This is a genomic window from Pseudomonas iranensis (genome assembly GCF_014268585.2).
Classification (GTDB): domain Bacteria; phylum Pseudomonadota; class Gammaproteobacteria; order Pseudomonadales; family Pseudomonadaceae; genus Aquipseudomonas; species Aquipseudomonas iranensis.
Genome location: NZ_CP077092.1, coordinates 5245030 through 5270852 on the forward strand (window position 1 = coordinate 5245030; position 25823 = coordinate 5270852).

The following is a 25823-nucleotide window of genomic DNA, read 5'->3' on the forward strand; positions in this document are numbered from 1 at the left end:
TTTTTGCCCGCCGCCGGAGCCTTTCCCATGCCCATCCTCGAGATCCGCCATCCGCTGATCCGTCATAAACTCGGCCTGATGCGCCGCGCTGACATCAGCACCAAGAATTTCCGCGAGCTCGCTCAGGAAGTCGGCGCCCTGTTGACCTATGAAGCTACAAAAGATCTGCCGCTCGAATCCTACGACATTGCCGGCTGGTGCGGCACCGTGTCGGTGGAGAAGATCGCCGGCAAGAAGATCACCGTCGTGCCGATCCTGCGTGCCGGTATCGGCATGCTCGAAGGCGTGCTCAGCCTGATCCCGGGCGCCAAGGTCTCCGCTGTGGGCGTTGCCCGCAACGAAGAAACCCTGCAAGCGCACACCTATCTGGAAAAACTGGTACCGGAAATCGACGAGCGCCTGGCGATGATCATCGACCCGATGCTAGCCACCGGCAGCTCCATGGTTGCCACCATCGATCTGCTGAAAAAGGCCGGTTGCCGCGACATCCGTGCCATGGTCCTGGTGGCCGCGCCGGAAGGCATTGCTGCCGTCGAACAAGCGCACCCGGACGTGACCATCTACACCGCGTCCATCGATGAACGTTTGAACGAGCACGGCTACATCATTCCTGGGCTTGGCGATGCTGGTGACAAGATCTTCGGCACAAAGCAGAAGGACGCGTGACCATGCAGCAAGAGTTCAACGATCCGCTCTGGCGCACGGTGCTGTCCGGCGCGCAGATGCTGTTCGTGGCCTTCGGCGCCTTGGTGCTGATGCCGCTGATCACCGGCCTGGACCCGAACGTGGCACTGTTCACCGCGGGTCTGGGGACGATCCTGTTCCAGATCGTCACCGGGCGTCAGGTGCCGGTGTTCCTGGCGTCGAGCTTCGCCTTCATCACGCCGATCATTCTCGCCAAGGGCCAGTTCGGTCTTGCCGCGACCATGGGCGGGGTAATGGCGGCCGGTTTCGTCTACACCTTCCTCGGCCTGGCTGTGAAGATCAAAGGCACCGGCTTCATTGACCGTTTGCTGCCGCCGGTAGTGATCGGTCCGGTGATCATCTCCATCGGCCTGGCCATGGCGCCGATTGCCGCGAACATGGCGATGGGCAAGGCCGGCGACGGCACCGAGCTGATCCACTATCAGACGGCGATGATGATTTCCATGCCGGCGCTGCTGACCACGCTGATCGTGGCGGTGTTCGGCAAAGGCATCTTCCGTTTGGTGCCGATCATTTCCGGCGTGCTGGTGGGCTTTGCCATGTCGTTCTATTTCGGCGTGGTCGACACAGCGAAAATTGCTGCAGCGCCATGGTTCGCCCTGCCGCACTTCACCGCGCCCGAGTTCAACTGGCAGGCGATTCTGTTCATCGTTCCGGTAGCGCTGGCCCCGGCGATCGAGCACATTGGCGGCGTGATTGCCGTGGGTAGCGTGACCGGTCGCGATTACCTGAAGAAGCCAGGCCTGCATCGCACCCTGCTCGGTGACGGCATCGCCACCACTGCTGCCGGCCTGTTCGGTGGCCCGCCCAACACCACTTACGCCGAAGTGACCGGCGCGGTGATGCTGACCAAGAACTACAACCCGAAAATCATGACCTGGGCGGCGGTCTTCGCCATCACCCTGGCGTTCATCGGCAAGTTCGGCGCGCTGCTGCAAAGCATTCCGGTGCCGGTGATGGGCGGGATTCTGTGCTTGCTGTTCGGTTCGATCGCAGCGGTGGGCATGAACACCCTGATCCGTCACAAGATCGACCTGGGCGAAGCGCGCAACCTGGTGATTGTTTCGGTGACGCTGGTGTTCGGTATCGGCGGCGTGCTGGTCGGCACCGGCACCGGTCCTGATGACTTCGGCCTCAAAGGCATCGCGCTGTGCGCGGTGGTGGCGATTGCGCTGAACCTGATCCTGCCGGGCAATGACGGCTGGAAGAACAAGAAGGCGGATGAGCCGCTGATTTAACCCCCCGCAATGATCGTTCCCACGCTCCGCGTGGGGATGCCTCAAGGGACGCTCCGCGTCCAGTGACGCGGAGCGTCACGGGCTGCATTCCCACGCAGAGCGTGGGAACGATCACTGTGTGAGCGGGCTTGCTCAGAGGGCCAGCGGCGCTCGTTCGCAGAGCGTGGCCAACGCCTTGGCCCATTGCGGGTCGTCGTTCAGGCACGGCACCAGCAGCAACTCCTCGCCCCCCGCTTCGCGGAACTGTTCCTTGCCGCGATCGCCGATCTCTTCCAGCGTCTCGATGCAATCGGCGACGAACGCCGGGCACATCACCAGAATCTTTTTCACCCCGCTTTTGGCCAGTTCATCCAGCCGCGCTTCGGTGTACGGCTCGATCCATTTCGCCCGGCCCAGGCGCGACTGAAACGACACCGACCATTTGCCGTCCGCCAGGCCCATGCTTTTGGCGAAGGCGGCGGCGGTACGGAAACACTGCGCGCGATAACAGGTCGCCAATACCGCCGGCGAGGCGGTCTGGCAGCAATCGGCGCCCTTGAGGCAGTGATTGCCCGTCGGGTCGAGCTTGCTCAGATGGCGCTCAGGCAAGCCGTGAAAGCTCAGCAGCAGATGATCGTAGTCCTGCTGCAGATGTGGTCGAGCACTGGCGGCCAGTGCTTCGATGTATTCAGGCTGATCATAGAACGGTTGCAGGATCGACAACTGCACGTCGAGTTTCTTCTCGCGTAGCACGCGTCGGGCTTCTTCGATCACGGTGGTCGTGGTGCTGTCGGCGAACTGTGGGTACAACGGCGCCAGCGTGATCTTCTTATGTCCCGCTTTGACCAGACGCAGCAGACAGGTTTCGATCGACGGCTCGCCATAACGCATCGCCAGATCCACCGGGCCGTGTTTCCACGTCCGGGTCATCTGCTCCTGCAAGCGGCGGCTGAGCACCACCAGCGGCGAGCCCTCCTCCCACCAGATCGAGGCGTAGGCATGCGCCGATTGCTCGGGGCGCTTGATCAGGATCAGCGACACCAGCAACCGCCGCAGCGGCCATGGCAGGTCGATCACGTAGGGGTCCATCAGAAATTGATTGAGGTAGCTGCGCACATCGGCCACCGAGGTGGAGGCCGGAGAGCCCAGGTTGACCAGAAGCAAAGCGTGATCGGTCATGCAACGTCCTATTTCAGAGGCGGCTGGAGAGATCATCCAGAGCCGCGCGTAAATCCGTAAAGCGGAAGCTGAACCCCGCTTCCACCAGGCGTGCCGGCGTCGCGCGCTGGCCGCCAAGCAATAACAGTGACAGCTCGCCGAGCATGACTTTCAGCGCCAGGGTCGGCATCGGCATGAACGCCGGGCGGTGCAACACACTGCCCAGGGTCTTGGCAAATTCGCGGTTGCGCACAGGTTTCGGCGCGCAGGCATTATAAGGACCGCTGGCCTGATTCCGGTGCAGAAGAAAATCAATCAGGGCGATTTGATCGTCGATATGGATCCACGGCATCCACTGTCGACCATTGCCCAAAGGCCCGCCGAGCCCGAGCTTGAACGGCAGCAACAGCCGCGACAAAAAGCCGCCCTCGGCCGACAGCACCAGACCGGTTCGCACCAGCACCACGCGGATGCCGAGGTTCTCGGCACGCAGCGCGGTCTCTTCCCAAGCGATACACAACTGACTGGCGAAGTCGTCGATGCCGGGCGGTGATTCTTCAGTCAACTCGCGTTCGCCAGCGTCGCCGTACCAGCCGATCGCCGAGCCGGAAATCAGCAGCGCCGGTTTCTGCGCGCGAGTTTCCAGCCACGCCAGCAGCGTTTCCGTCAGGGTGATGCGGCTGCTCCACAGCAACGCCTTGCGTCGATGGGTCCAGGGGCGGTCGGCAATCGGCGCACCGGCGAGATTGACGATCGCATCCAGCGGCTCTTCGCCGAGGTCCTCCAGACGCGAAATTCCGCGCACTTGCGCGCCGCAGATCTGCGCGACTTTTTCCGCGCGGCGACTCCACACCGTCAGCCGATGGCCCTGCTCCAGCCAGTGCCGGCAGAGCTGACGTCCGATCAAACCAGTACCGCCGGTCAGCAATATGTGCATGACATCTTCCTCGCGTGGCGTTTAACCCGGATCACTAGTCTATTTTTATAGGCAGGGATCTTTTCGATCGGGCAGGCTCTATGGTTTAACAATAGGCCAAGCTGTCAGAACGAGAACGCTAGAAGTTATACCAAAAAACAGAATTGTACAGGTTTGATCGACGGCGTAGTCTGTACAGAAAGGTAAACGAGGCCCCTATGACTGTACCTATCGCAATCATCGGCACCGGCATCGCCGGGCTCTCCGCCGCTCAGGCTCTGACAGAGACCGGGCATACCGTTCAACTGTTCGATAAAAGCCGCGGCAGCGGCGGGCGCATGTCGAGCAAGCGCAGCGACGCCGGCTCGCTGGACTTGGGCGCTCAATACTTCACCGCGCGTGACCGGCGCTTCGTCACCGAAGTGCAGCGCTGGCAGAGCCAGGGCTGGGCCGCCGAGTGGGCGCCGCAGCTGTACACCTTCCAGGGCGGCCAACTGAACATGTCGCCGGACGAGCAGACCCGCTGGGTCGGCACGCCGCGCATGAGCGCCATCACCCGCGGCCTGCTCGATGGCCTGGACGTGCAGTTTGCCTGCCGCATCACCGAGGTCTATCGCGGTGAAGAACACTGGCATCTGCAGGACGCCGACGGCTGCACCCACGGCCCCTTCAGCCATGTGGTGATCGCCACACCGGCACCGCAAGCCACCGCGTTGCTGGCCGCCGCGCCGAAACTTGCCGGCGTCGCTGCCGGGGTCAAAATGGAGCCGACCTGGGCCGTCGCTCTCGCCTTCGAAACCCCGCTGGATACGCCAATCGAAGGCTGCTTCGTACAGGACAGCCCGCTCGACTGGCTGGCGCGCAACCGTAGCAAACCCGGGCGCGACAGCACTCTCGACACGTGGGTGCTGCATGCAACCAGCGCCTGGAGCCGGCAACACATCGACCTCTCCAAGGAAGCAGTAATCGAGCATCTGCACGGTGCTTTCGCCGAACTGCTGCACAGCGCCATGCCTGCGCCGAGCTTCAGCCTCGCCCACCGCTGGCTCTACGCCCGCCCCGCTACCGGCCATGAATGGACCACACTGGCTGATGTCGATCTGGGCCTGTACGCCTGTGGCGACTGGTGCCTGTCGGGCCGCGTTGAAGGCGCCTGGCTCAGTGGTCAGGAGGCTGCACGTCGCTTGCACGAACACCTGCAATGAATCGCATCAATCCGCGCAAATTGCTGCTGTCGAAGTGGACAGCAGCCCATCCGCAAAATCGCGAAAAACATTTTCTGGTCACCGAACTGATCCGCGACGAGGAAGGTACGGTGCTGGAAGTTGAATTGCAGGCGGTGCTGACCCAGCGTAGCGAGCGGCTGGATTGGCAGGTGCTGAAAGACAGCGAGCACTGGTTACTCGGCTGGAAATAGATTTCCCTTGTGGGAGCGAGCCTGCTCGCGAAAGCGCTGTATCAGATTCGAATTCGTCGACTGCTCCACTGCTTTCGCGAGCAGGCTCGCTCCCACAGATCAACGCCGCACAAAAATCTTATACAAATCATTTGACTTGTACATCCATCGATCTATGCTGAGGAAAAGTTGTACAGAGATAACTCTCTGTACAGGTATAGATTCGAGGTGCTCATGTCTACTGCTTCCCTGTCCAAGCCGAAGATCGCCATCAGCGCCTGCCTGTTGGGCGAAGAAGTGCGCTACAACGGTGGGCACAAGGAATCGCGGCTATGCAGCCGTACCCTCACCGAATATTTCGATTTCGTCCCGCTGTGCCCGGAAGTCGCCATCGGCATGGGCATTCCCCGTGAGCCGATCCGGCTGGTCGGCGACCCTGAACAACCCGAGGCGGTCGGCACCGTCGACCGGACCATCAACGTCACCAGGCCGCTGGCCGAATACGGCGAGAAAATGGCCGCCGAGTTGCAGGACTTGTCCGGCTACATCTTCATGCAGCAGTCGCCCTCCTGCGGGCTGGAACGGGTCAAGGTCTATCACGACAACGGCGCGCCAGTGAACGGTGGCGGGCGCGGCATCTATGCGCAGGCATTCTGTGCACGGCATCCGGATCTGCCGGTGGAAGAAGCCGGGCGCCTCAACGATCCGGTGCTGCGGGAAAACTTCATCACCCGCGTCCTGGCCTACAGCGCCTGGCAGCAAGTGCTCGCCGAGGGCCTGAGCCGCCGCGCCCTCACCGAATTCCATTCGCGCTACAAGTACCTGCTGATGGCGCACAACCCGCTGCAATACAGAAACCTCGGCAAGATGCTTGGCAATATGGCTGACAGCGATCCCGCCGAGCTCGGCCCGCGCTACTTCAGCGAGCTGATGGCCGCGCTGAAGAAATGCGCCACGCGCGGCACCCACTGCAACGTGCTGCTGCACCTCAGCGGTTATTTGAAACAATCGTTGAGCGCCGAAGACAAACAGGAAATGCAGCAGATCATCGGCCAGTACCGCCAAGGCATCGTGCCGCTGGTGGTGCCATTGACGCTGCTCAAACACCATTTTCGACTCCATCCGGACCCGTACATCGCGCAGCAGGTTTACCTGCAGCCGCATCCGGAAAACCTCAGTCTGCGAAACGCGATCTAATGAACGATAAAACCGACAGCAGCGCCCGGGAAGACCTCGGCGCCGATTTCAAGAAAGCCCTCGACGAGGGCTGGTTGCCGATTCGCGAAGTCGCGCGGCAGACCGGCGTCAACGCCATCACCCTGCGCGCTTGGGAACGTCGCTACGGCTTGGTGGTGCCCCAGCGCACGCCCAAGGGCCATCGGCTGTATAGCGCTGAACATGTGCAGCGAATCATGGCCATCCTCACCTGGCTCAACCGTGGCGTTGCGGTCAGCCAGGTCAAGCCACTGCTCGATGCGCCGCAGGCCTTCACGGAAACCGTGGAAAACGATTGGCAGCGTCTGCATCAGACGTTGCTGGCGGCGGTCACCTCGCTCAATGAGCGCACGCTGGATGACAGCGTCAATCAGGCCATCGCCCTATACCCGCCGCGGACGTTGTGCGAGCAATTGCTGATGCCGCTGCTGGCCGAGCTCGAACAGCGCTGGCAAGGCCAATTCGGCGCGCAGATGGAGCGCACGTTTTTCTTTTCCTGGCTGCGCAGCAAGTTCGGCGCACGCATCTACCATAACAACCGCCAGCTGCATTCGGCGCCGCTGCTGTTGATCAATCATTCCGACCTGCCGCTGGAGCCACATCTGTGGCTATGCGCATGGCTGATCAGCAGTGCCGATTGCCCGGTGCAAGTGTTCGACTGGCCACTGCCGGCCGGTGAACTGGCGCTGACCGTCGAGCATCTGCAAGCCCGTGGCGTGCTGCTGTATTCGAGCAAAGCCATGCAACTGGCGCAGCTGCCCAAGCTGTTGGCGAACGTCAATTGCCCGACCTTGATTGCTGGCCCCACGGTGCACATTCACCACACCGAGTTGTCCGCACGCACCGCCCACACTGCCGATCTGTTCCTGGCTGAAGATCCGCTTGCCGCACACCAGGCGCTGCTCGAGCGCGGATTGATTTGATGATGGGTTTAATCACATGCAACTGATCTGGCTGCGCAGCGACCTGCGCCAACATGACAACACCGCCCTCGCGGCCGCCGCAGCGCGCGGCCCGACTGTGGCAGTGTATCTGTTGAGTCCGCAGCAATGGCTGGAGCACGACGATGCGCCGTGCAAAGTGGATTTCTGGCTACGCAATTTGCGCGAACTGAGCCAGAGCCTCGGCGCGCTGAACATTCCGCTGTTGATTCGCAGCGCGCCGCACTGGGATCAGGCGCCAGCAGAACTGCTCAAGCTGTGCCGGCATTTGAAGATCGAGGCGGTGCACGTCAACGAGGAATACGGCGTTCACGAAAGCCGTCGTGATGAAGCCGTGGCCGAAACGTTGCGAGCCGAAGGCATCGAATTCCACAGTTACCTGGATCAGTTGCTGTTCAAACCCGGCACAGTGCTGACCAAGACCGGCACCTACTTCCAGGTGTTCAGTCAGTTTCGCAAAGTCTGCTACGAACGCCTGCATCGCTCGATGCCGGCACTGGTCAAGGCACCCGGCAAGCAGGCCGCGCTGGATATCGCCAGCGATGCAATTCCCGAGGCGGTAAAAGGCTTCGCCACGCCGAGCGAATCCCTGCGCGCCTTGTGGCCGGCCGGCGAGCAAGAGGCGCGGCGCCGCCTCGACACCTTCACCGACGCGCAGATCGACTACTACCGCAGCGAACGCGACTTCCCGGCCAAACCCGGCACCAGCCAATTGTCGGCGTACCTCGCCGCCGGGGTGATCTCGCCACGCCAGTGCCTGCACGCTGCACTGCAAAGCAATCAGGGCGAGTTCGAAAGCGGCAAGGTCGGCGCAGTGACCTGGATCAACGAGCTGCTGTGGCGCGAGTTCTATAAACACATTCTGGTCGGCTATCCACGCGTCTCGCGGCATCGCGCCTTCCGCCCGGAAACCGAGGCGCTGGCCTGGCGCGATGCGCCGGAAGAACTCAAGGCCTGGCAGGAGGCACGCACCGGTCTGCCGATCATTGACGCGGCGATGCGCCAACTGCTGGAAACCGGCTGGATGCACAATCGCCTGCGCATGGTCGTGGCGATGTTCCTGACCAAAAACCTGCTGATCGACTGGCGCGAGGGCGAACGCTTTTTCATGCGCCACCTGATCGACGGCGACCTGGCGGCCAACAACGGTGGCTGGCAGTGGAGCTCGTCGACCGGCACCGACTCGGCGCCGTACTTCCGTATCTTCAACCCGTTGAGCCAGTCGGAAAAATTCGATGCCGAAGGCGTGTTCATCAAGCACTGGTTGCCGGAACTGGCCGGGCTCAACAAGAAGGAAGTGCACAATCCGGCGGCAGCCGGAGGACTGTTCGGCGTGGCCGATTATCCGGCGCCGATCGTCAACCTCAGCACTTCACGCGAGCGTGCGCTGACGGCGTTCAAGAACCTGCCGTCGCGCCAGCCAGTGGGCGGCAGCGATGAGTGAATTCCTGCGCAGCTTCGCCCGCGAGTTTTCCGGGTTGAACAAAGACAACCTGCATCGCCTCGGCGAGCTGTACAGCGACGACATTCATTTCACCGATCCGCTGCACGAAGTTCAGGGCCTGGCACAACTGCAGGATTACTTCAGCGAGCTGTACGCCAACGTCAGCGATCTGCGTTTCGATTTTCATGGTTTCGACCAGATCCGCGAAGGTGAGGGTTACCTGCGCTGGGTCATGAGTTATCGCCATCCGCGTCTGGCCAAGGGCCGGGAAATCAGGGTCGGTGGCTGCTCGCACCTGCTCTGGCGCGACAAGGTTTATCGCCATCGGGATTATTTCGATGCCGGGGCGCTGCTGTATGAACACTTGCCAATATTGGGCCGGGCGATTGCTTGGCTGAAAAGGAGAATGGGATGAGTCGTACACCTCCACGGCGGTATTGGTTGACCGGCGCCAGCAGTGGCATCGGCGCAGCATTGTGTGAGGACATTCTGAAAAGCGGCGCGCACCTGGCGGTCAGCTCGCGCTCGGCCGCGCCGCTGAAAGTCTTGTCTCAGCGTTATCCGGGCCAGGTGCTGGTGGTACCCGGCGATCTGACCAACAGTCAGACCGTGCGCGAAATCGGTGAGCAGATCGCCGAGGCCTGGGGTTCGCTGGACAGCGTGATTCTCAACGCCGGCACCTGTGAATATGTCGACGCGCGCCAGTTCGATTCGTCGATCATCGAGCACGTGGTGCGCACCAATCTGCTCGCCAGCAGCTATTGCATCGAGGCCGCCCTGCCGCTATTGCGCAAAGGCACGGCGCCGCACCTGGTCGGCATGGCCAGCTCGGTGACTTACCTGCCGCTGCCTCGCGCCGAAGCCTATGGCGCATCGAAGGCCGGGCTGCGTTACCTGTTCGAATCGCTGCGCATCGATCTGGCGGATGAAGGCATTGAAGTCACCATCATCAGCCCGGGTTTTGTCGAAACGCCGCTGACCGAAAGGAACGATTTCCCGATGCCGCTGAGCTGGCCTGCGGATAAAGCGGCGCGGCACATCTTCGCCAAACTCAAGGACCGTCCGCTGGAAATTGCCTTCCCGGGGCTGTTCATGGCCGCGCTGTGGCCACTGTCCAAGCTGCCCGCTCGCGCGCAATTGGCGATCGGCAAACGCATGGTGCGCAAGAACCCTCCGCAGCGGGACCCGATATGAAAATCGCCGTAATTGGCAGCGGTATCGCCGGGCTCACCTGCGCCTACCTGCTGAACCGCCGCCACGACATCACCGTGTTCGAAGCGAGTGACTGGGTCGGCGGCCATACCCACACCGTACCGGTCAGCGTGGCCGGGCAATCGTTCGCCATCGATACCGGTTTTATCGTGTTCAACGACTGGACTTACCCGAACTTCATTCGCTTGCTCAACCAGCTCGGCGTGGCGTTCAAGCCGGCCGAAATGAGCTTTTCGGTAACCGACCCGGACACTGGCGTGGAGTACAACGGCAACAATCTCAACAGCCTGTTCGCCCAGCGCAGCAATCTGTTGTCGCCGGGGTTCTGGGGCATGCTGCGCGACATTCTGCGCTTCAACAAAGAAGCCCAGCGCGACCTGATCGAACTGCGCATCGCCGCCGACACCACCCTCGACGATTACCTCAAGGCCGGCGGCTACGGCGAGCGCTTCGTCCTGCATTACATCGTGCCGATGGGCGCGGCAATCTGGTCGATGCCGATGGCGGAAATGCTCAATTTCCCGCTGCAATTCTTCCTGCGTTTCTTCAAGAATCATGGCCTGCTCTCAGTCAGCGATCGTCCGCAGTGGCAGGTCATTGAAGGCGGTTCCAGTGCCTACGTGGCGCCGCTGACTGCTTCATTCAGCGACAGGATTCGTCTGAACTGCCCGGTCAAGCGCGTCGAGCGCAACCAGCACGGCGTGGTTATCCACAGCCCGGCCGGCCTCGAACATTTCGACAAAGTGGTGTTCGCCTGTCACAGCGATCAGGCGCTGAAACTGCTGGCCAACCCGAGCGACGCCGAGCGCTCGATTCTCGGCGCCCTGCTCTACGCCGACAACGATGTCGTGCTGCACACCGACACGCGCCTGCTGCCGACGCGCAAACTGGCCTGGGCCAGCTGGAATTATCGCCTCGGCGGCGCCGGCCACACGCGCGCAGCAGTCACGTACAACATGAATATTCTGCAGGGCATCGAGAGCGACACTACGTTCTGCGTCAGCCTCAACCAGACTGCCGGCATCAGCCCGGATAAAGTGCTGGCCCGCTATACTTACGCCCACCCGCAATACACCCTCGCCGCAGCGGCCGCGCAAAACCGTTGGGGCGAACTCGACGGCGAGCAGCACACGCATTATTGCGGCGCCTACTGGGCCAACGGTTTTCATGAAGATGGCGTGGTCAGCGGGCTGCGCGTAGCCGCCGCGTTCGGTGAAACCCTGTGAACAGTGCTCTGTACAGCGGCGTTATCGGCCACCGACGTTTTTCGCCGCGCCGCCACGAATTCCGCTACCGCATCGGTTTGGTCTACCTCGACCTGAGCGAACAGGACGCCGTACTGGCCCTGTCGCCACTGGCCGGGCGCAGCCGCTTTGCGCCGTTCTCGTTTCGCGAAACCGATTACCTCAAAGCCTTCACCGGCAAGGGCATGCGCCTGATCGACGCGGTGCGCCAGCAGGTCGGCGCAGCCATCGGTCATGAGCCACAAGGCGCGGTGTGCCTGCTGACCCAGCCGCGCAGTTGGGGCCTGTCGTTCAATCCGGTGAGTTTCTTCTATTGCCATGAAGCCGACGGACAACTCGCGGCGATCGTTTGTGAAGTAACCAATACGCCATGGCGCGAGCGTTATCACTATGTGCTGCCGGCGCAGGTGCCGACCAGCCTGGTGGATTTCCACCAGCATTTCGCTGTGGCCAAGGCGTTTCACGTCTCGCCGTTTCTACCCCGCGACCTCGAATACCGCATGAGCTTCAGCCCCGCTGCGCAAAGCCTTGGCGTGCACATGGCCGATTGGCAGGGCAACGAGAAACTGTTCGACGCCACGCTCAATCTGCGCCGCGAATCCCTCGATCGCCGCAGCCTGCACCGCTACCTGCGGCGCTTCCCGTGGATGACCGCAAAAACCGCTCTGGCGATTTATTGGCAAGCGTTGCGACTGCTGCTCAAGCGCGCGCCGATCTTCCCTCACCAGGCTGCCGCCGGCAGCTTTCAAACCGCCACTGTGCCTCCGAAGGAGCCGCACCATGAAATCCTCTAGCCTGCCGCTCGGTCGCTTCAGCACCAACGGTTTGACCGGCTCGCTGCTGCGCCGTGGCGTGTTGCGCCAATTGGCCCAGCTCAAACACGGACAATTGATGGTCGTCGAGGATGGCGAACGAATGCTTTTCGGCACCCCGGGCAGTGCTCTGCTCGGCGAAGTCCATGTACTCGACCCGGCTCTGTGGGGCATGGTTGCCAGCAACGGCTCGATCGGCGCCGGCGAAGCATTCATCCACGGCTATTGGAGTTCGCCGGACCTGACCGCGGTGGTGCGCGTGTTCGTCAGCAATCTCGAGGTGCTCGACGCCATGGAGGGTGGCCTGGCGCGACTCGGCCGGCCCTTCGTGCAAGGCCTGCACTGGCTCAATCGCAACACGCGCAAGGGTTCGCAGAAAAACATCGCCGCGCACTACGACCTCGGCAATGAACTGTTCGAACAGTTTCTCGACCCGACCATGATGTATTCCGCCGCCCAGTTCCTTTCGCCGAGCGACACCCTGGAACAGGCGCAATTGAACAAACTTGAACGCATCTGCCAGAAACTCGCGCTCAAACCCAGCGACCACCTGCTGGAAATCGGCACCGGCTGGGGCAGCATGGCGTTGTACGCGGCGCAGCATTACGGTTGCCGCGTGACCACCACGACGCTGTCGAAAGAGCAGTTCGCGTTCACTGCCAAACGCATCGAACAATTGGGCTTGCAGGACCGCGTCACCTTGCTGCTCAAGGATTACCGCGACCTCAGCGGCGAGTACGACAAACTGGTGTCGATCGAGATGATCGAAGCGGTCGGCCATCGGTTCCTGCCCACCTACTTCAAGCAATGCGCGCAGTTGCTCAAGAGCAACGGCCTGATGCTGCTCCAGGCGATCACCATTCGCGAACAACGCTACGAACAGGCCAAGCGCAGCGTCGACTTTATCCAGCGCTATATCTTTCCCGGTGGCGCCCTGCCCTCGGTGCACAAGATGCTCGATGTGGTCAGCCGCGAAACCGACATGAACCTGCTGCACATGGAAGATTTCGGCCTGCATTACGCCAAGACCCTGCGCCTGTGGCACGAGAACTTTCGCCTCGCCCACGGTCGCCTGAGCGAACTGGGCTACGACGATTATTTCCTGCGTTTGTGGGAGTTCTATCTGTGCTACTGCGAGGGCGGATTCCTCGAACGCACCATCGGCACCGCGCAATTGCTGCTGGCCAAACCGGCGGCGATGACCGCGCCGTTGCTCGGGCGCTTCGATGCGTGAGCAAATCGCCAATGCCGTGCTGTTTCAGCTCGGCTGGCTGGCCTGCGTGCTCGGCGGCAACAGTTTATGGCTGTTGCTGGCGCTGGCGGCTCTGGTGATTCATCTGCGCTGGATCAGCAGTTGGGCGGCAGAAGGACGTTTGATTCTGTGCGTGGTGATTGTCGGCACGGCGGTGGACAGTGTCCTGCGTTACCTCGACGTGTTCCGCTTTGCAGACGCGTCACCGCTGATTCCGCTGTGGCTGATGCTGCTGTGGGCGCTGCTCGCCACCACGTTGCGCCACTGCCTGGCCTGGAGCGCGCGGCCATGGTGGCTGGCCAGCGCACTTGGCGCGGTGGGCGGCGCATTGTCGTACTACGCTGGCGGACGCCTGGCGGGCGTGCAATTTCCCTATGGCGAGGCGGCGACGCTGATCGTTATCGGGCTGCTCTGGGCAGGCTTGTTCCCACTGTTGCATTTGATGGCGCGGCGTCTGGCGCCGTGAGCGTCCGTCAGCGCTTTCACACCCAAAGCGATCACTGCCTTACACTGCCGCTATGAAAACCATCCCTCACACCCAAATTGCCGAACCGGCGGTCACCTGCTCGACCTGTGCGGCGTGCTGCTGCCAGCTCGAAGTGATGCTGATCACCGACACCGGCGTGCCTGATCGCTTTATCGATACCGATGAATGGGGCGGTGAAGTGATGCTGCGTCTGGACGACGGCTGGTGCGCGGCACTGGATCGCGACAGCATGATGTGCACGATCTATGAACGACGCCCGCTGATTTGCCGCGAGTTTGAAATGGGCGCGCCGGAGTGCATCGAAGAGCGCCGGGGTATTGCGACAGCCTACCGCTGATTTCTTTGACAACGCAGAAACAACTGTGGGAGCGAGCCTGCTCGCGAAGGCGGTGTGTCAGCCACCATTTGAATTGACTGACACTCGGCTTTCGCGAGCAGGCTCGCTCCCACGTTGGTTCCGCGTAGCGGCGTGTTACAGCGGCATTGTGTAATGCAGCGCGTAGCTTTCTACACCATCGTTGTCGCTGGACAGGCCGGCGTTGGAGTAGTGCGTGGCGCGGATGCCGACTTCGTGTCCGCCGTTGAAGCGCAGGCCGAAACCGATACGGTCTTCGAACTGGAAGGAACCGCCCAGCTTGTTGCTCTCATATTCGGTGTTGGAGAAGAACGCCGCGCCGATACCCGCTTCAACGTACGGTTTGACCGACTGGCCGGCAAACTCGTAAACGAATACAGGCGAGAACGACAGGCTGTTGTTGCTGGAAGTCTTGTCACCTTCCCAGTACGTATAAGCACCGCTCCAGTAGCCGGTCAGGCGACCCACGTCGCTCTGCAGCCAGCTCTTGTCCCAGTCGAAATTCATGCCTAAGCGATACGTCATTGTCGAATCGCTGGTACCGCCGACGGCGAATTCAACGCCAGCGGCTTGTGCAGAAATGCTTTGCCCCATCAGTGCGGCCGCAATCGCGGCCAAGCAGAATAGTCGCTTCACTTTGAAACTTCCTTTTCCGGAACGATCGTTTGGTTTTTAGTTGCTGCTGTCGCTATAGAAATCCGCGCTTGGTCAGAAGTTCAGCGTTTTTTCAGTTATTTCACATTTTTTTTACAAGTCGAAGTTTTGCACATTCGACGCAGTTTGGCCCAGCAACGGTAGGATTTTTCTGAGGGACTGCGGATCGGCGCTGGTCCAGAACTTCACCGGCTGGCTCGGACATTGCGCCAGCAGATCACGCTCGGCGAGCAAACGCTGCAACTGCCGGGCCACGGCAGCTCCGGTATCGATCAGGCTGACATCGTCGGCGATCATCGATCTCAGTAACGGTTTCAGAAAGGGATAATGGGTGCAGCCCAGGATGATCGTGTCGCAGTTTTGCGCCAGCAATGGAGCGACGTAACCTTGCAATAAAGTGCGTAATTCGGCGCTGTGCAGATCACCCGTTTCGATCAGCTCGACCAGTCCCGGACATGGCTGGGTGATGACTTTTATGTCAACCGCGAAACGATCGAGCAACGCGGCAAACTTTGCGCTCTGCAATGTGCCTGTCGTGGCCAGGACGCCAACCACGCCGCTTCGCGTGGCCGCAGCGGCCGGTTTGACCGCCGGTTCCATGCCGACAATCGGCCATTCGGGAAAGTCGCGACGCAAGTCGGCAACACCGGCCACAGTCGCGGTATTGCACGCCAGCACCAAAGCCTTGGCACCCTGCTCGCGAAAAAACCCTGCCATCGCACTGCAACGCTGGCGGATGAATTCCGGGGTTTTCTCGCCGTAAGGAATGTGCCCGCAATCGGCGACATAAAGCAGCGATTCGTTGGGCAGCAAGCGCTGAATTTCGCCGAGAACCGACAAGCCGCCGACCCCGGAATCGAACACGCCGATCGGCGCTTCACGCATGGCGGGCGCCACAGACGCTGCAGCCCGGATCGCGCTTGACCCGCAGCTCACGGAAGCGCGAACCCAGAGCGTCGATCAGCAACAAACGCCCCACTAATGGCTCGCCAAAGCCGACCAGCAGTTTCAACGCTTCCAGCGCCTGCAAGCTGCCGACCAGACCGACCAGCGGCCCGACCACGCCGGCCTCGCTGCAGGTCAGTTCGGCTTCGCTGCCGTGTCCATACAGGCAGTGGTAGCAAGGGCTTTCGGCACGCCGTGGATCGAACACCGACAGCTGCCCTTCCAGACGAATCGCCGCGCCGCTGACCAATGGCTTGCGCGCGGCAACACAGGCGGCGTTGACTGCCTCACGGGTAGAGAAGTTGTCCGAGCAATCGAGCACCAGATCCGCCGCTGCCACCGCTGCGGAGAGGGCGTCGGCGTCCAGCGCCTGACGATGGGCGACCAGTTGAATCTCGGGGTTGATCGCGCCCAGGCGCTTGAGCGCCGAGTCGACCTTGGACATGCCGACACTGTCGGTGTCGTGAATGATCTGCCGTTGCAGGTTGGTCAGATCGACCGTGTCGAAATCCGCCAGATGCAACTCGCCGACGCCCGCTGCCGCCAGATACAACGCCACCGGCGCGCCGAGACCGCCAAGGCCGACGATCAGCACGCGGCTGGCCTTGAGCTTCAGCTGCCCGTCGATGTCGATGTGCTGCAGCAGAATCTGCCGGCTGTAGCGCAGCAATTCCTGATCATTCAGCACGGCAGGCGCCCCAGACTGATGCGTTGATGGCCGCCCAGATCGGTGCGGCTGTGGACTTCTGCAAAGCCACGAGTGAGCAGCAGATCACGCACGGCTTCGGCCTGATCATAGCCGTGTTCTAGCATCAGCCAGCCGCCGGCTTCAAGATGATCCGGCGCCTGCGCAACAATCAGGCGCAAATCGTCGAGGCCATCTTCACCGGCGATCAGCGCACTGGCCGGTTCGAAGCGTACATCGCCCTCGACCAGATGCGGATCGGTGGCGGCAATGTACGGCGGGTTGCTGATGATCAGCTGAAAGCGCTGGCCTGCAAGTGCGCTGAACCAATGGCTGCTCAGCACCGTGGCGTTGTTCAGGTGCAGACGCTGGCGGTTGCGTTCGGCCAGGGCCACGGCTTCGAGCACGCGATCCACAGCGGTGACTTTCCACGCCGGGCGCTCGCTGGCCAAGGCCAAAGCAATCGCGCCACTGCCGGTGCCCAGATCAAGAACCTTGGCCGGAGTTGCCGGCAGCAGCTCAAGGGCTGCCTCCACCAGCAATTCGGTGTCCGGGCGCGGAATCAGCGTGTGCGGCGCGACTTCCAGATCGAGTTTCCAGAAGCCCTGCTGGCCGAGAATATAGGCCACCGGTTCACCGCTACGCCGCCGTTGCAGATATTCGGCAAAGGTCAGCGCAGCCTCGCTCGGCACGATGCGCTCGGGCCAGGTGTGCAGGAAGCTGCGCGACTTGCCCAATGCGGCGGCCAGGAGCAATTCAGCGTCCAGACGCGCAGTCGGCGAGTCCGGCAACTCGGCAGCGCGCAACAGGCTGGCGATGATGGTCATTTATTCACCTATCGCTGCGAGTTGGTCAGCCTGATATTCGGCCAGCAACGGCTCGATCACGGCTTCAACGCCACCGGCGAGAATTTCATCCAGGGAATACAGGGTCAGGTTGACGCGATGGTCGGTGACCCGGCCCTGGGCGTAGTTGTAGGTGCGGATACGCTCGGAACGATCGCCGGAGCCGACCAGCAACTTGCGCTCACTGGCAATCGCGTTGGCCGCCGCTGCGTTCTGCTGATCGTTGAGCTTGGCCGACAGCCACGCCATCGCCCGGGCACGGTTCTTGTGCTGGGAGCGTTCTTCCTGACACTCGACGACGGTGCCGGTCGGGATGTGGGTAATGCGGATCGCCGAATCGGTGGTGTTGACGTGCTGACCACCAGCGCCGGAGGAACGGTAAGTGTCGACACGCAGATCCGCCGGGTTGATCTCGATGGCTTCGCGCTCGTCCGGCTCGGGCAACACCGCCACGGTGCACGCCGACGTGTGGATCCGGCCCTGGGATTCGGTGGCCGGTACGCGCTGGACGCGGTGTGCGCCGGACTCGAATTTCAACTTGCCGTAAACGTTGTCGCCTTCAATGCGCGCGATGACTTCTTTATAGCCACCGTGCTCGCCTTCGTTTTCCGAGAGGATCTCGACGCGCCAGCCACGCCGCTCGGCATAACGCGAGTACATGCGGAACAGGTCGCCGGAGAAGATCGCCGCCTCGTCGCCACCGGTGCCGGCGCGGATTTCGAGGAACACGTTGCGCCCGTCATTCGGATCTTTAGGCAGCAGCATGCGCTGCAGATCGGATTCCAGCGTGACCAGCAACTCCTTGGCTTCGCGAACTTCTTCCACGGCCATTTCGCGCATGTCCGGGTCGTTGTCCTTGAGCAGCGCCTGCGCGCCTTCAAGATCGCTTTGTACGCCGAGCAGCTTTTTATAGGCGGCCACTACCGGCTCGAGTTCGGCGTACTCCTTGGAATAGGCGCGGAATTTGGCCTGATCGGCAATGACTTCACCGTCGCCGAGCAGCGCGGTCAGTTCCTCGAAACGGTCCTGGAGAATGTCCAGCTTGTTGAGCAGTGACGCTTTCATTGCGGTTTTTTATCCGAAAAACTATCCGGTGAGCCCTCAAGGGCAAAGAGTTCCTGGGCCATGGCCAGCGCATCGAGGCGGCCTTCGGCAGACAGCTTTTTCAACTGCACGCTGGGCGCATGCAAGAGTTTGTTGGTCAGGCCACGGGCCAGTTGCCCGAGCACGTCTTCGGCGTTGCCGCCGTTGGCCAGCAGACGCAGGGCCTTCTGCAATTCTTCGTCTCGCAGGCGTTCGCTCTGTTGACGATAGGCCTTGAGCACATCGACCGCCGCCAGTTCGCGCAGGCGCACCATGAAATCGTCGGCGCCGACCGAAACCATTTCCTCCGCCGCTTGCGCAGCGCCCTGACGGCTCTTGAGGTTCTCGGCGACCACTTCGTGGAGATCGTCGACGCTGTACAGGTAAACGTCGTCGAGCTCGCCGACTTCCGGCTCGATATCGCGCGGTACCGCAATGTCGACCATGAAGATCGGCTTGTGCTTGCGCAGCTTCAGCGCACTTTCCACCGCACCCTTGCCGAGGATTGGCAACTGGCTGGCGGTCGAACTGATGACGATATCGCTGCGCACCAGCTCCGCCGGAATGTCCGAGAGCAGTACCGCGTGGGCGCCGAACTGCTCGGCCAACTGACTGGCGCGCTCCAGCGTGCGGTTGGCAACGACGATGCGCTTGACTCCCAGCTCATGCAAATGGCGCGCGACCAGCGTAATCGTCTCGCCGGCACCGATCAGCAGCGCCTGACTGCGTTGCAGATCGCTGAAAATCTGTTTCGCCAGGCTCACTGCGGCAAACGCCACCGACACCGGGTTCTCGCCGATCGCAGTATCGGTACGCACCTGCTTGGCGGCATTGAACGTCGCCTGAAACAGCCGCCCCAGCAGCGGGCCGATGGTGCCGGCCTCGCGGGCCACGGCGTAGGCCGATTTCATCTGGCCGAGAATCTGTGGTTCGCCCAGCACCAGCGAGTCAAGCCCGGAGGCGACGCGCATCATGTGACGAACAGCCGCATCGTCTTCATGCACATAGGCACTGGCGCGCAGTTCGTCGAGGCTCAGATGGTGATAATCGGCCAGCCAGCGCAGCACGACATCGGCCGACAGCTGATCCTGTTCTATATAAAGCTCACTGCGATTGCAGGTGGAGAGGATCGCGGCTTCGCGGCTGTCGGTCAGTCGGCAGAGCTGCTGCAAGGCCTCCACCAGCTGCTCAGGGGTAAAGGCCACGCGCTCGCGGACGTCTACTGAAGCAGTCTTGTGGTTGATACCGAGTGCAAGGAAGGCCATTCAAGGTCGCTGGTGGTGACGTGAAGCCGGCAATTGTCCTACTTCGAAAGATTCAGAACAACTACCGCTGACTATTGTCCCAATCGTCAGCCCCTATAATGGCCACAATTGAGTCTCGGTTATGTTTGGCCGAAGGCTTGTGTCATGATGATCCGACCGCAGGTTAGTCGTCCTCTTCCTATATGAATAGATCTTCCGCGTTGCTCCTCGCTTTTGTCTTCCTCAGCGGCTGCCAGGCCATGGCGCCCGTTGCGCCGGACGGCACCCCGCCGGTCGAAGACACCACGCCCGCACCTGAAAAGCCCAAGGTTTACGGCTCGTTCAGCGAGGAAACCGTGTTCAGTCTGCTGAGCGCCGAACTCGCTGGCCAGCGCAATCGTTTCGACATTGCCCTGGACAACTATGTGACCCAGGCCATCAACACTCAGGATCCGGGCGTTTCCGAGCGTGCGTTCCGCATCGCCGAATATCTGGGCGCCGATCAACCGGCCCTCGACACCGCGCTGATCTGGGCCCGCAATGCCCCGGACGATCTCGAAGCGCAACGCGCCGCTGCCGTGCAACTGGCTCGCGCCGGGCGCTACGACGACTCCATGGTCTACATGGAGAAAGTCCTGCAGGGCAAGGGCGACACCCATTTCGACTTCCTCGCACTGTCGGCCGCCGACACCGATCAGGAAACCCGCAACGGTCTGATGAAAAGCTTCGACCGTTTGCTTGAGCGCCACCCGAATAACAATCAGCTAATTTTCGGCAAGGCTCTGCTGCTCCAGCAAGACGGCGACAATCAAGGCGCGCTGACCCTGCTTGAAGACAACCCGCCGGAAGACGGCGAAATAGCACCGATCCTGTTGCGCGCGCGCCTGCTTCAATTGCTCAACCGTGGCGACGAAGCGCTACCGCTGTTGCAGAAAAGCATCAGGAAATACCCGGAAGACAAGCGCCTGCGCCTGACTTATGCGCGCATGCTGGTCGAACAGGACCGCATGGACGACGCCAAGGCCGAATTCTCCACCCTAGTTCAGCAATACCCGGAAGACGACGAATTGCGATATTCGCTGGCACTGGTGTGCCTGGAAGCCAAGGCGTGGGATGAGGCCAAAGGTTATCTGGAAGACCTGATCGCTCGCGAAAGCCACGTCGATTCGGCGCATCTGAACCTCGGCCGGATTGCCGAAGAGCGCAATGACCCACAAGGCGCGCTCATCGAATACGCCCAGGTCGGCCCGGGCAATGACTATCTGCCGGCACAGCTGCGTCAGGCCGATATCCTGATGAGCAACGGTAAAACCGCCGAAGCGCAGAGCAAGCTGGCGGCCGAGCGTGACGAGCAACCGGATTACGCGATTCAGCTGTATCTGATCGAGTCGGAAAGCCTGTCGGCCAACAAACAGGACGACAAGGCCTGGAAAGTTCTGCAACAAGCGCTGCAGAAATACCCGGACGATCTCAACTTGCTTTACACCCGCGCCATGCTCGCGGAGAAACGCAATGATCTGGCGCAAATGGAGAAAGACCTGCGCCTGATCATCAAGCGCGATCCGGACAATGCCATGGCGCTGAATGCGCTGGGCTACACCTTGTCCGATCGCACCACCCGCTACGCTGAAGCGAAAACGCTGATCGAGCAGGCGCACCAGATCAATCCGGAAGACCCGGCGGTTCTCGACAGCCTCGGCTGGGTAAACTATCGCCTGGGCAATCTGGACGACGCGGAGAAATACCTGCGCCAGGCGCTCGAGCGTTTCCCTGACCACGAAGTCGCCGCGCACCTTGGCGAAGTCCTCTGGGCCAAGGGCAATCAACGCGAAGCCAAACAAGTGTGGGGCAAGTTCCTCAAGGATCAGCCCGACAGCACCATTCTGCGCAGCACCATCAAGCGCCTGACCGGATCCGAGAATCTTTAAACCATGCTTTTGCGCCACGTTATTGTTTTCAGCTTCATCGCCCTGCTCGCCGGTTGCTCGGGTTTCGGCACTCGCGAATCGGTCGAGGGCCACGGCAGCCCGGCCCAATGGGCGGCAAACAAACAGCAATTGACCGGCCTTGATGGCTGGCAGATCGACGGCAAGATCGGCATCCGCGCGCCGAAGGATTCCGGCAGCGGCACGCTGTTCTGGCTGCAGCGTCAGGACTACTACGACATTCGCCTGTCCGGCCCGCTGGGTCGTGGCGCGGCGCGCCTGACCGGGCGTCCGGGCAAGGTGTCGCTGGAAGTCGCCAACCAGGGCCGCTACGAATCGCAGTCACCCGAAGCTCTGCTCGAAGAACAGCTGGGCTGGAAATTGCCGGTGTCGAATCTGGCCTGGTGGGTTCGTGGCCTGCCCGCGCCGGAAAGCAAAAGTCGCTTGAATCTGGACGCCGACAGTCGTCTGGCCAGCCTTGAGCAGGACGGCTGGAAAGTCGAATACACCGCCTACACCGAACAGAATGGTTATTGGCTGCCCGAGCGCATCAAGCTGCACGGCACCGACCTCGACGTGACGCTGGTGATCAAAACCTGGCAACCGCGCAAGTTGGGGCAATGACGCATGACCGCTGCACGCCTGACCCTGCCCTCGCCGGCCAAACTCAACTTGATGCTGCACATTCTCGGTCGCCGTGAAGACGGTTATCACGAATTGCAGACGCTGTTTCAATTCCTCGATTACGGCGATGAAATCACTTTCGCCGTACGCGATGACGGCGTGATCCAGCTGCACACCGAGTTCGCCGGCGTGCCCCACGACAGCAACCTGATCGTGCGCGCGGCGAAGATGTTGCAGCAACAGTCCGGTTGCGCGCTCGGCATCGACATCTGGATCGACAAAGTCCTGCCCATGGGCGGCGGCATTGGTGGCGGCAGTTCGAATGCGGCGACAACGTTGCTCGGGCTCAACCATTTGTGGCAACTGGGCTGGGATGAAGATCGCCTCGCCGCACTGGGCTTGTCACTCGGTGCCGACGTACCGGTGTTCGTCCGTGGCCATGCGGCGTTTGCCGAGGGCGTCGGCGAGAAACTGACCCCGGTCGACCCCGAAGAACCGTGGTATCTGGTGCTCGTGCCGCAAGTCGCTGTTAGTACGGCAGAAATTTTTTCCGATCCTTTGTTGACACGTAACACACCGCCCATTAAAGTGCGCCCCGTTCCCGAGGGAAACAGTCGAAATGACTGCTTGCCGGTGGTAGCAAGGCGTTATCCAGAGGTACGTAACGCATTGGATTTGTTAGGTAAATTTACCGAAGCAAAGCTCACCGGAACTGGAAGTTGTGTGTTTGGGGGCTTCCCAAGCAAAGCTGAAGCTGATAAAGTCTCGGCCCTTCTGACAGAGACCCTTACAGGGTTTGTAGCGAAAGGAAGCAACGTTTCGATGTTGCATCGCAAGCTGCAAAGTCTGCTCTAAAGGAATCAAGTGCCCGGCACTTGAAAGCAACAGATACAGGGGCGTCGCCAAGCGGTAAGGCAGCAGGTTTTGATCCTGCCATGCGTTGGTTCGAATCCAGCCGCCCCTGCCATTTTCTCTACTCATCCAGGTTACCCTCAGCCTCTAGGTACTGCGCGTGTCCAAGATGATGGTCTTTACGGGGAATGCCAACCCCGATCTGGCTCGGCGTGTCGTACGTCAGCTGCATATCCCTCTCGGTGACATCTCTGTCGGCAAGTTTTCCGACGGCGAAATCACAGCCGAGATCAATGAAAACGTTCGCGGTAAAGACGTCTTCATTATTCAGCCGACCTGCGCTCCGACCAACGATAACCTGATGGAACTGGTAGTGATGGCTGACGCCTTCCGCCGCTCCTCGGCTACTCGTATCACTGCTGTTATTCCTTATTTTGGTTATGCCCGTCAGGATCGCCGTCCGCGTTCCGCACGTGTGGCTATCAGCGCGAAAGTCGTTGCTGACATGCTTACCGTAGTCGGCATCGACCGTGTTCTCACGGTTGATCTGCATGCTGACCAGATTCAGGGCTTCTTCGATATTCCGGTAGATAACATCTACGGCTCCCCGGTTCTGGTGGATGACATCGAAGATCAGCGCTTCGAAAACCTGATGATAGTGTCCCCGGACATTGGTGGCGTCGTGCGTGCACGGGCTGTTGCCAAGTCGCTGGGCGTCGATCTCGGGATCATCGACAAACGCCGTGAGAAAGCCAATCACTCTGAAGTGATGCATATCATCGGTGATGTCGAAGGGCGTACCTGTATTCTCGTCGATGACATGGTCGATACCGCCGGCACTCTGTGCCACGCGGCCAAGGCCCTGAATGAGCATGGCGCAGCCAAGGTCTTTGCCTATTGCACACACCCTGTGCTGTCGGGCCGGGCCATCGAGAATATCGAAAATTCCGTGCTGGACGAGCTGGTGGTGACCAACACCATCCCGCTGTCCGCTGCAGCACAAGCCTGTGCACGTATCCGTCAACTGGATATCGCACCGGTTGTTGCCGAAGCGGTTCGCCGCATCAGCAATGAAGAATCGATCAGCGCGATGTTCCGTTAAGGGCCCTGCCCTTCGCGAAATGTCTCGTTGACGAAAAGCGCCCCGCCCCGGCATTCCTGTCGGGGCGGGGCTTTTTTGCCCATACCGTGTTCGGCGCTGGTCGCAAACGCCACTCGGTCATGGCTATTTTGGAGATACAAAATGAACGATTTTACTCTGAATGCTGAAGTGCGTTCCGACCTGGGGAAAGGTGCGAGCCGCCGCCTGCGTCGTCTCGCAAGCCTGGTTCCAGCTGTAGTTTACGGTGGCGACAAAGCCCCTGAATCCATCAGCATGCTGGCCAAAGAAGTTGCCAAACTGCTCGAAAACGAAGCGGCTTACAGCCACATCATCGAGCTGAACGTTGGTGGCACCAAGCAGAACGTAATCATCAAGGCTCTGCAGCGTCACCCGGCCAAAGGCCACGTGATGCACGCTGACTTCGTACGCGTTGTAGCTGGCCAGAAACTGACCGCTATCGTGCCTGTACACTTTGTTGGCGAAGAAGCTCCAGTGAAGAAAGGCGGCGAAGTTTCGCACGTTGTTGCTGAAATCGAAGTGACCTGCCTGCCAAAAGATCTGCCTGAGTTCATCGAAGTCGACCTGTCGAAAGCAGAAATCGGCACCATCATCCACCTGTCGGACCTCAAAGCTCCTAAAGGTGTTGAGTTCGTTGCTCTGGCACACGGCGATGACAAGGCTGTTGCCAACGTCCACGCTCCACGTGTTGCTGCAGAACCTACCGAAGAAGGCGCAGCAGAGTAATTCACTCTGTCATGCCGGAGTGAGCAAGTAACATCGCGGACTGGAACGTAGCGAGAAAGCGGGCGAGAACGCGGAGTTTACATCCATGGTAAATGAGCATTTTTCGTCCACTTTCGCCGCTTTCCCCGATCGCGGCAATGTTATCCACCACTCCAAGGAAGGGCCCCTATCGTGACTGCCATCAAACTGATCGTTGGCCTGGGAAATCCAGGCGCTGAATACGAACAGACCCGGCATAACGCAGGGGCCCTTTTTGTTGAGCGCATCGCCCACGCACAGAATGTGAATCTTGTGGCCGATCGCAAATATTTCGGCCTGACCGGGCGCTACTCGCATCAGGGTCAGGATGTTCGTCTGCTGATTCCCACCACCTACATGAACCGCAGCGGCCAGGCCGTGGCGGCACTCGCCGGTTTCTTCCGCATCAAGCCTGAAGAAATCCTCGTGGCGCATGACGAACTCGACTTGCCTCCGGGCGTTGCCAAGCTCAAGCAGGGCGGCGGCCATGGCGGTCACAACGGGTTGCGCGACATCATTGCGCAACTGGGCAATCAGAATACGTTCTACCGCCTGCGGCTTGGCATCGGCCACCCGGGCGTTGCCAGTATGGTTTCAAATTTCGTCCTGGGTCGTGCGCCACGCGCCGAACAGGAAAAACTCGATGCCAGCATCGACTTTGCCCTCGGCGTGCTGCCGGATATCCTCGCCGGGGAATGGAACCGCGCGATGAAAAACCTGCACAGCCAGAAGGCCTGACTTTTACCCG

At 60.8% G+C, this 25823-nt stretch carries 28 protein-coding genes and 1 tRNA gene; 21 read left to right on the plus strand and 8 right to left on the minus strand.

Annotation, left to right across the window (positions count from 1 at the left end; translation table 11 throughout):
* Nucleotides 1–27 precede the first annotated feature (27 nt).
* The gene (gene upp, locus HU724_RS23565) at nt 28–666 is read left to right on the plus strand and encodes a uracil phosphoribosyltransferase (RefSeq protein WP_024014279.1); all 639 of its coding nucleotides are present in this window, start codon (nt 28–30) and stop codon (nt 664–666) included.
* A 2-nt stretch (nt 667–668) separates the two neighbouring features.
* Nucleotides 669–1943, plus strand: a complete 1275-nt coding sequence (locus tag HU724_RS23570) for a uracil-xanthine permease family protein (RefSeq protein ID WP_186569159.1) — start codon at nt 669–671, stop codon at nt 1941–1943.
* Nucleotides 1944–2075: 132 nt separating this feature from the next.
* Here HU724_RS23570 and hemH read toward each other — a convergent pair whose 3' ends face one another.
* Both hemH and HU724_RS23580 read right to left on the minus strand, forming a co-directional pair.
* Complete coding sequence (gene hemH, locus HU724_RS23575) at nt 2076–3101, minus strand: ferrochelatase (RefSeq protein ID WP_186569158.1); 1026 nt, start codon at nt 3099–3101, stop codon at nt 2076–2078.
* 13 nt (nt 3102–3114) lie between these two features.
* Entirely contained in the window at nt 3115–4017 is a 903-nt protein-coding gene (locus HU724_RS23580) for a TIGR01777 family oxidoreductase (RefSeq protein WP_024014281.1), read from the minus strand.
* Between the two features lie 197 nt (nt 4018–4214).
* Here HU724_RS23580 and HU724_RS23585 point away from each other — a divergent pair, with 197 nt between their 5' ends.
* The 12 genes from HU724_RS23585 to HU724_RS23640 all read left to right on the plus strand — a co-directional run bounded on the left by HU724_RS23585 (nt 4215) and on the right by HU724_RS23640 (nt 14336).
* A complete protein-coding gene (locus HU724_RS23585) occupies nt 4215–5201 on the plus strand; it encodes an NAD(P)/FAD-dependent oxidoreductase (protein WP_186569157.1) in 987 nt (328 codons plus the stop codon).
* Entirely contained in the window at nt 5198–5413 is a 216-nt protein-coding gene (locus HU724_RS23590; RefSeq protein WP_076564097.1) for a TIGR02450 family Trp-rich protein, read from the plus strand. Before HU724_RS23585 ends, HU724_RS23590 begins: the two co-directional genes overlap by 4 nt.
* A gap of 213 nt (nt 5414–5626) precedes the next feature.
* Complete coding sequence (locus HU724_RS23595; RefSeq protein ID WP_186569156.1) at nt 5627–6589, plus strand: YbgA family protein; 963 nt, start codon at nt 5627–5629, stop codon at nt 6587–6589.
* Nucleotides 6589–7530 (plus strand): MerR family transcriptional regulator, encoded by a 942-nt coding sequence (locus HU724_RS23600; RefSeq protein WP_186569155.1) that lies wholly within the window; start codon nt 6589–6591, stop codon nt 7528–7530. The genes HU724_RS23595 and HU724_RS23600 overlap by 1 nt, the downstream gene beginning before the upstream one ends.
* A gap of 16 nt (nt 7531–7546) precedes the next feature.
* The gene (phrB, locus tag HU724_RS23605) at nt 7547–8992 is read left to right on the plus strand and encodes a deoxyribodipyrimidine photo-lyase (protein WP_136492720.1); all 1446 of its coding nucleotides are present in this window, start codon (nt 7547–7549) and stop codon (nt 8990–8992) included.
* Nucleotides 8985–9407: a nuclear transport factor 2 family protein gene (locus HU724_RS23610; RefSeq protein WP_133338275.1), complete on the plus strand. Its 423-nt coding sequence runs from the start codon at nt 8985–8987 to the stop codon at nt 9405–9407. The genes phrB and HU724_RS23610 overlap by 8 nt, the downstream gene beginning before the upstream one ends.
* Nucleotides 9404–10186, plus strand: coding sequence for an SDR family NAD(P)-dependent oxidoreductase (locus tag HU724_RS23615; RefSeq protein ID WP_016773219.1), 783 nt, complete (start codon nt 9404–9406; stop codon nt 10184–10186). The genes HU724_RS23610 and HU724_RS23615 overlap by 4 nt, the downstream gene beginning before the upstream one ends.
* Nucleotides 10183–11430 (plus strand): NAD(P)/FAD-dependent oxidoreductase, encoded by a 1248-nt coding sequence (locus tag HU724_RS23620; protein ID WP_186569154.1) that lies wholly within the window; start codon nt 10183–10185, stop codon nt 11428–11430. The genes HU724_RS23615 and HU724_RS23620 overlap by 4 nt, the downstream gene beginning before the upstream one ends.
* Complete coding sequence (locus tag HU724_RS23625) at nt 11427–12242, plus strand: DUF1365 domain-containing protein (protein ID WP_186569153.1); 816 nt, start codon at nt 11427–11429, stop codon at nt 12240–12242. Before HU724_RS23620 ends, HU724_RS23625 begins: the two co-directional genes overlap by 4 nt.
* Complete coding sequence (locus HU724_RS23630) at nt 12229–13494, plus strand: SAM-dependent methyltransferase (RefSeq protein WP_186569152.1); 1266 nt, start codon at nt 12229–12231, stop codon at nt 13492–13494. The genes HU724_RS23625 and HU724_RS23630 overlap by 14 nt, the downstream gene beginning before the upstream one ends.
* On the plus strand, nt 13487–13978 hold the full coding sequence (locus HU724_RS23635) for a DUF2878 domain-containing protein (RefSeq protein WP_186569151.1): 492 nt from the start codon (nt 13487–13489) through the stop codon (nt 13976–13978). Before HU724_RS23630 ends, HU724_RS23635 begins: the two co-directional genes overlap by 8 nt.
* A 52-nt stretch (nt 13979–14030) precedes the next feature.
* Nucleotides 14031–14336, plus strand: coding sequence for a YkgJ family cysteine cluster protein (locus HU724_RS23640; RefSeq protein WP_024014290.1), 306 nt, complete (start codon nt 14031–14033; stop codon nt 14334–14336).
* 135 nt (nt 14337–14471) lie between these two features.
* Here HU724_RS23640 and HU724_RS23645 read toward each other — a convergent pair whose 3' ends face one another.
* From HU724_RS23645 to hemA, 6 genes are all read right to left on the minus strand, one after another.
* Nucleotides 14472–14990 (minus strand): acyloxyacyl hydrolase, encoded by a 519-nt coding sequence (locus HU724_RS23645; RefSeq protein ID WP_024014291.1) that lies wholly within the window; start codon nt 14988–14990, stop codon nt 14472–14474.
* A gap of 111 nt (nt 14991–15101) precedes the next feature.
* Nucleotides 15102–15893, minus strand: coding sequence for a glutamate racemase (gene murI / locus HU724_RS23650; protein ID WP_186569150.1), 792 nt, complete (start codon nt 15891–15893; stop codon nt 15102–15104).
* Nucleotides 15886–16641, minus strand: a complete 756-nt coding sequence (locus HU724_RS23655; protein ID WP_186569149.1) for a molybdopterin-synthase adenylyltransferase MoeB — start codon at nt 16639–16641, stop codon at nt 15886–15888. Before HU724_RS23655 ends, murI begins: the two co-directional genes overlap by 8 nt.
* Nucleotides 16635–17465 carry a peptide chain release factor N(5)-glutamine methyltransferase gene (prmC, locus tag HU724_RS23660; RefSeq protein ID WP_186569148.1) on the minus strand — a complete coding sequence of 277 codons (831 nt, stop codon included), beginning with the start codon at nt 17463–17465 and terminating at the stop codon, nt 16635–16637. The genes HU724_RS23655 and prmC overlap by 7 nt, the downstream gene beginning before the upstream one ends.
* Nucleotides 17466–18548 carry a peptide chain release factor 1 gene (prfA, locus tag HU724_RS23665; protein ID WP_016773210.1) on the minus strand — a complete coding sequence of 361 codons (1083 nt, stop codon included), beginning with the start codon at nt 18546–18548 and terminating at the stop codon, nt 17466–17468.
* Nucleotides 18545–19831: a glutamyl-tRNA reductase gene (gene hemA / locus HU724_RS23670; RefSeq protein ID WP_016773209.1), complete on the minus strand. Its 1287-nt coding sequence runs from the start codon at nt 19829–19831 to the stop codon at nt 18545–18547. The genes prfA and hemA overlap by 4 nt, the downstream gene beginning before the upstream one ends.
* Before the next feature lie 182 nt (nt 19832–20013).
* Between hemA and HU724_RS23675 the strand changes: the two genes are divergently transcribed.
* The 7 genes from HU724_RS23675 to pth all read left to right on the plus strand — a co-directional run bounded on the left by HU724_RS23675 (nt 20014) and on the right by pth (nt 25813).
* The gene (locus tag HU724_RS23675; protein WP_041480005.1) at nt 20014–21738 is read left to right on the plus strand and encodes a tetratricopeptide repeat protein; all 1725 of its coding nucleotides are present in this window, start codon (nt 20014–20016) and stop codon (nt 21736–21738) included.
* 3 nt (nt 21739–21741) lie between these two features.
* Complete coding sequence (gene lolB / locus HU724_RS23680) at nt 21742–22359, plus strand: lipoprotein insertase outer membrane protein LolB (RefSeq protein WP_016773207.1); 618 nt, start codon at nt 21742–21744, stop codon at nt 22357–22359.
* A gap of 3 nt (nt 22360–22362) precedes the next feature.
* Nucleotides 22363–23214 (plus strand): 4-(cytidine 5'-diphospho)-2-C-methyl-D-erythritol kinase, encoded by an 852-nt coding sequence (gene ispE / locus HU724_RS23685; protein ID WP_186569147.1) that lies wholly within the window; start codon nt 22363–22365, stop codon nt 23212–23214.
* 37 nt (nt 23215–23251) lie between these two features.
* Nucleotides 23252–23326 (plus strand) — tRNA-Gln (locus tag HU724_RS23690).
* A 45-nt stretch (nt 23327–23371) separates the two neighbouring features.
* Nucleotides 23372–24313, plus strand: coding sequence for a ribose-phosphate pyrophosphokinase (locus tag HU724_RS23695; RefSeq protein ID WP_186569146.1), 942 nt, complete (start codon nt 23372–23374; stop codon nt 24311–24313).
* Between the two features lie 141 nt (nt 24314–24454).
* A complete protein-coding gene (locus HU724_RS23700; RefSeq protein ID WP_110602994.1) occupies nt 24455–25057 on the plus strand; it encodes a 50S ribosomal protein L25/general stress protein Ctc in 603 nt (200 codons plus the stop codon).
* A 171-nt stretch (nt 25058–25228) separates the two neighbouring features.
* Entirely contained in the window at nt 25229–25813 is a 585-nt protein-coding gene (pth, locus tag HU724_RS23705) for an aminoacyl-tRNA hydrolase (RefSeq protein WP_016773203.1), read from the plus strand.
* Nucleotides 25814–25823 lie beyond the last annotated feature (10 nt).